Genomic DNA, 272 nt, shown 5'->3' with positions numbered 1-272 from the left:
CTCAGTTGGTAGAGCAGTTGGCTTTTAACCAATTGGTCGAAGGTTCGAATCCTTCACGACCCACCACTTTTTAAATCGTGGCTAAACAATTTAAATGTTACACCAAGATGGGTCGTTAGCTTAGTTGGTCTTGAAACAGAGACAGTGGGCTTTTTCCCCAGTAAGAATAGATGTTCTTGCAAAACCAAGATGGGTCGTTAGCTCAGTTGGTAGAGCAGTTGGCTTTTAACCAATTGGTCGAAGGTTCGAATCCTTCACGACCCACCACTTTT

1 tRNA gene is annotated in these 272 nt (G+C 43.4%); it reads left to right on the top strand.

From position 1 onward, the window contains the following. The first annotated feature begins 191 nt into the window (after positions 1 to 191). Positions 192 to 267: transfer RNA gene (locus H5164_RS19880), tRNA-Lys, on the top strand. Positions 268 to 272 lie beyond the last annotated feature (5 nt).

This window comes from Shewanella sp. SG41-3 (genome assembly GCF_014164545.1).
In the GTDB taxonomy this organism is placed as follows: Bacteria; Pseudomonadota; Gammaproteobacteria; order Enterobacterales; family Shewanellaceae; genus Shewanella; species Shewanella vesiculosa.
This window is presented reverse-complemented; position numbering and strand designations above follow the sequence as displayed.